Origin of the sequence: Thermogemmatispora sp., assembly GCF_019683755.1 — a bacterium.
GTDB lineage: Bacteria > Chloroflexota > Ktedonobacteria > Ktedonobacterales > Ktedonobacteraceae > Thermogemmatispora.
In genome coordinates this window covers 1-4,996 of record NZ_JADGHT010000336.1, presented here as the reverse complement: position 1 = coordinate 4,996, position 4,996 = coordinate 1, and the positions used below count along the sequence as shown (strand labels likewise).

At 57.7% G+C, this 4,996-nt stretch carries 6 protein-coding genes; all 6 read right to left on the bottom strand.

Annotated features, from left to right (window positions below):
- A partial coding sequence (locus IRZ24_RS16655) for an ATP-binding cassette domain-containing protein (RefSeq protein ID WP_297166581.1) occupies nt 1-309 on the bottom strand: 309 nt, incomplete at its 3' end.
- Nucleotides 310-331: 22 nt separating this feature from the next.
- Nucleotides 332-535: a hypothetical protein gene (locus IRZ24_RS16650; protein ID WP_297166578.1), complete on the bottom strand. Its 204-nt coding sequence runs from the start codon at nt 533-535 to the stop codon at nt 332-334.
- Between the two features lie 76 nt (nt 536-611).
- The gene (pstB, locus tag IRZ24_RS16645; RefSeq protein ID WP_297166575.1) at nt 612-1,418 is read right to left on the bottom strand and encodes a phosphate ABC transporter ATP-binding protein PstB; all 807 of its coding nucleotides are present in this window, start codon (nt 1,416-1,418) and stop codon (nt 612-614) included.
- A gap of 65 nt (nt 1,419-1,483) precedes the next feature.
- A complete protein-coding gene (gene pstA, locus IRZ24_RS16640; protein WP_297166572.1) occupies nt 1,484-2,410 on the bottom strand; it encodes a phosphate ABC transporter permease PstA in 927 nt (308 codons plus the stop codon).
- Nucleotides 2,407-3,408 (bottom strand): phosphate ABC transporter permease subunit PstC, encoded by a 1,002-nt coding sequence (gene pstC, locus IRZ24_RS16635; protein ID WP_297166568.1) that lies wholly within the window; start codon nt 3,406-3,408, stop codon nt 2,407-2,409. Before pstC ends, pstA begins: the two co-directional genes overlap by 4 nt.
- 140 nt (nt 3,409-3,548) lie before the next feature.
- Nucleotides 3,549-4,694 carry a phosphate ABC transporter substrate-binding protein PstS gene (gene pstS, locus IRZ24_RS16630; protein WP_297166565.1) on the bottom strand — a complete coding sequence of 382 codons (1,146 nt, stop codon included), beginning with the start codon at nt 4,692-4,694 and terminating at the stop codon, nt 3,549-3,551.
- Nucleotides 4,695-4,996: the final 302 nt, after the last annotated feature.

The window sequence follows — 4,996 nt, the reverse complement described above, 5'->3', positions numbered from 1 at the left end:
GTTCATGCGGTTGAGCGTGCGCAAGAACGTTGATTTGCCGCAGCCCGATGGACCGATCAGGGCCGTGATCTGCCGCTCGCGAATCGGCAGCGAAACGTCGAAAAGTACCTGCCGTGCCCCATAGTAAAAATTGAGGTGCCGGACATCTATAGCGATGCCTGCATTCTGATCTGGCGGCTGACCCGGCTCAGCTGCCCCAAGGGCATGGCTCAGCCTGAGATCGACAGGGGGCGTCTCAGATAGACGGCTAGCGAGACGCCCCTCCGTCGCTGGCAGCCGCGAGTGTGGCCCACTCAAATTGTTCTCCATTGCCTTTCCTCGCGCTGCGCCGCTAGAGCAGTTGATACTCCTTATGGAGTGGAATGGCGGTATCCACAATCAAGCGGTTATTCGTCACAATCAGACGAATGTAGCGCCCGGCGAGAGCTTTACTAATAAAGTATGGGCGCCCTTCATAGGAAATGTGTCCGCTCCGGGCCACCTTCCGCGAAAAGATACTCACGCCTTCCGGGAAGGTGTTACCTGTATTACTCATATTGTTTGTAATCTCTGCTGAGGTATCCTTCACGGTAATCCCCTCTCTTGTTGCTGAGCTGTCTTGAGCAAACCGACTAGCCGAAACGTCCACTGATGTAGTCTTCGGTTTCCTTCTTGCGCGGGTGAGTGAAGAGCTGTTGAGTCTCTCCCTCTTCGATGAGGTGGCCGTGCAAGAAGAAGGCCGTACGATCTGCGATACGCGCGGCCTGCTGCATGTTATGGGTAACGACAACGATGGTGTACTGTCGCTTGAGATATGTGATCAGTTCCTCCACCTGGAGGGTCGAGATAGGGTCAAGGGCTGAGCAAGGCTCGTCCATGAGCAACACCTCTGGCTCCAGCGCCAGAGCGCGGGCGATACACAGGCGCTGCTGCTGGCCGCCCGAAAGGCTGATGGCTGGACTATGCAGGCGATCTTTGACCTCTTCCCAGAGCGCGGCCTGTCGCAGGCTGCGCTCAACCAGTTCCCTAAGCCTTGCTCCCCGCAGTCCAAGATTGAGCCGTGGCCCGATAGCCACGTTCTCAAAGATGCTGCGTGTCGGCAGTGGATTGGGCTGTTGAAAGACCATACCGATGTGGCGCCTGACGTTCATGGGGCGGATACCGCGTCCGTAGATATCAAGGCCGTTGGCGAGGACTCTGCCCTCAACGCGCGCGCCGGGGATAGTCTCATGGAGACGATTGAGACAGCGCACCAGCGTCGATTTGCCGCAGCCGGAAGGTCCGATCAGGGCTGTGACGCTCAGTGGTGGCACCGTCAGATTGATGTCAAAGAGTGCCTGCTTTCGTCCATACCAGGCGTTGAGCTGTTCGATGCTCAGAGCCGTCCCTGCTCTCGGTGGCGCGCCACTCCTTAGCTGCTCTGCAATAGCCTGCTCCATTGATGAACTCCCTTCTTATCGTCGGGCCTGACTGAGCCTTGCTGCTCACCGTGTCCTTGCAGTGTTCAGTGTTGCTTGAAGCCGCCCGTGGCCAGGCGCACGGCTAGGGAGGCGAGCAGGATCAGGACGATGAGCACGAAGGCGCCTGCATAGGCCTGATTGACCTGCTGTTGATATGGGCTGAGTGTGAACTGAAAGATCCGCAGTGGAAGGGCATCGATGGGCTGAGTGATATCCGTATTCCAAAAGGTCGTCCCAAAGGCGGTCATTAGCAGGGGAGCTGTCTCGCCGGCCACACGTGCCATAGCTAGCACTACACCCGTAATGATGCCATTGCGCGCTGCTGGGAGCACCACCTGCAAGATTGTGCGTGCCTCCGTTGCTCCCAGCGCCAGCGAGGCCTCGCGCAGCTCGCGCGGCACCAGGCGCAGAACGTCCTCCGAGGTGCGTGTAACGATAGGGATCATGATCATGCCGAGCGCAAAGCCACCAGCCAATCCCGAGAAGGTCTGCATAGGGATGACAATCAGTACCCAGGCTAGCAGACCGAAGATGATGGTAGGAATGCCGTTGAGAACATCGACGAGAAAACGTACAGCCTGGGCGAAAGGCCCACGCCCGAACTCTGCTAGATAGATGCCTGTGAATAGCCCCAGTGGAACCCCCATCAGTGAGGCGAGGGCGATCAGAATCAAGCTACCCTGGAAAGCTTCTCCCATGCCGCCGCCTGGCTCGCCATTGGGCGTTGGTAGCTGGGTGAAGAAGTCGAGATTGATGTAGCGTAGGCCCTGGCTAAGGACATAGAAGAGCAGATAGATCAGCAATCCGGCAGCGAAAAGGGCCGCCAGGGTAGTGAGAAGGACGACCAAGGCATTCACCAGGCGTCGCCTGAGGTTCAGGGAGGAGCGTGCGCCGAGGAATGGGTGAGTCTGGCCCTTCTCCGGCTGGAGTGTTGAAGCTGAAGAAGAATGGGTAGGCATAGGCACGCTCATGGGCGCCCTCCTCTGCTTCCTTGGGCCTGGCGCTGAAGGCTGGCTATCAGCCAGCGCGCCAGAATATTCGTCATTAAAGTGATGATGAAGAGGATAAGGCCGGCTTCAATAATGGCTGACAGGAAGAGGCCAGGCGTGGCTTCTCCGAACTGGTTAGCGATGACGCTGGCCAGCGTATAGCCGGGCGTGAAGAGACTGAAGCTTGGCTCATTGGCCTGGTTCCCTATGATCATCGTGACAGCCATTGTCTCGCCGAGGGCGCGTCCGAGGGCCAGGATCACGCCGCCCAGGATGCCTACGCGTGCGAACGGCAGCACTGCGTGACGGATGACTTCCCAGCGAGTCGCTCCGAGAGCCAGCAAAGCCTCTCGCTGCGCTACCGGGGTCACCAGCATCACTTCGCGTGAGACCGAGATGATGAGGGGCAGGATCATCATGGTGAGCACGATCCCGGCTCCGAGGTAGCCAACACCCTCCGGCTGCCCTTGAAATAGTGGTAGAAAGCCCAGATGTTGTTGTAGCCACGGCTCGCCGTAGTTGTGGAGCCAGGGAGCGAGGACCAAGAAGCCCCAGAGGCCGTAGATAACGCTCGGAATGGCTGCCAGGAGATCTATGAGAAATGCCAGGACCAGCCGTAGCGGGCGTGGGCAGAAATCGACCAGAAAGATGGCGGCTCCCAGGCCCAACGGTACGGCGAAGATCAGGGCAAAGGCGGAGGTGATGAGGGTGCCGGCGATGGCCGGCAGGACTCCGTAGGTGTCATGAACGGGATCAAAGGCCTTATTGGTTAGGAAGCTCAGGCCAAAGCGCCTGATGGTCGGGAGTGAGTTGCTGACAAGTATCCAGGCTGTGCCCACAACTAGCCCAAGGACGATCAGGACAAACAGTAGAGTGATGCCTCGGAAAAAGAGGTCCCCGGGTCGCTGGGCTCGCAGCAGGCGTTGCCAGCGTAGCCACTGTTGTTGTGCCTTAGTAAGATTGGCTCTCTCCTGAATCATTCGCCCTCCCCTGACTCGCTCTCACTTGGGTGGTGAGGCAGGGGACTGATCTGTGAGGGATACAGTCCCCTGCCTCTCTGTCTGCCTGCATTGGGCCCTGCCAGGCTTTCTCGTTGCTGAGTACCTGTCTGGGTCAGATTTCAGGAGCCGCTGTAGCAGGCGTTGCTCCCGCAGCGCATGGCCTTAATCTGGGCCTCATCTTTGCTGACAATCGTGTCCGGCAGAGGCACGTAGTTGAGAGGCTGAGCATACTGCTGCCCGTCGTGTACCATCCACCAGAGCAGGCGCGCGAGCGCCTCTCCCTTATCGCTGTTGCTCTGGTTTTGGTAGACTACGACCCATGAGAAGCCTGTGATGGGATAGGCGTTGTCGCCACTGCCATTGACGATGTAGAAGCGCAGGTCTGCCGGAATAGTGGTGAAGCTTTCAGCGTCGGCTTTAGCGCTGTCAAGCGAAGGAGCCACAAATTTGCCAGCGGCGTTCTGGAGTAGAGCATAGGGAATATTGTTGGCAAGGACGTAGGTAAGTTCAACGTAGCCAATGGCGCCGTCGGTGTTCTTGACCTGCCCGGCTACGCCCGAGCTGCCCTTAGCTCCCACGCCTGTGGGCCAGTTAACGGTTGTGCCGGCGCCAACCTTGCTCTGCCAGTCCGGGCTGACTGCCGAGAGATAGTGCGTGAAGATGCTGGTTGTGCCACTGCCGTCAGAGCGATGGACCACGGTGATGTTCTTGTGAGGCAGGTTGACGCCGCTGTTGATCGCCTTGATTTGGGGATCATCCCAGGTGGTAATTTTGCCTTCGTAAATCGCTGCCAGGATTGGCCCCGTGAGCTTGAGCTGACTAACCCCACTGAGGTTGTAGGAGATAGCGACTGCTCCAATGGTAATCGGGATGTGGAGAATCGGCCCGCTGGTACTCTTCTTTAGTTGATCATCGGTCATGGGGGCGTCCGTGGCCCCGAAATCGACGATGTGTTGCAGCAGGTTATTGATGCCAGCTCCACTGCCCACCGCTTGATAGTTTACGTTAATACCACATTTAACCTTGGGATATTCCTGAAACATTTTTGAGAATAAAGGATTGTCAAATGTCGATCCAGCGCCCGTAAGCTGCTTGGTTGAAGGACAGGTATTGCTGCTGCTGCTGCCTGTGGTGGTGCCTCCGCTAGTGTTGGAGCTGTTACCGCAGGCGGCAAGCAAGGCTAACAAGCCCAGCAGCAAGAGGGCACTGAGGGATCTCAGGCGCGGGTGCCCTCGATGGCTGGGTAAAGGTGTGTACTGTGTCATAGCGCTGGTTTCCCCTCCTCAGTTAGGCTGCCGTGGCGCGACGGCAGCGTAAAATAGATAGGCTACTCGGCGGATGGCCATGCTTGTGGCCTCGGCAGGGTTGCTGTTCTATTCGGGCAGGCCCTGCTCTTTTCCGCACCACCCGAATTGTACAGTTGTCGCTTTAATCTCTCTTTAAGCGGGGGTTAAACCCCTTTAAGGGCGAGTTAAAGTTTGCCGAAAGGATAGGAAACCCGCTTAACATGGGCTTTCGCGAAAGCCCCTGGAGGGGTTCAGGTAGGTAAGGAAGGCCGGATTAATCG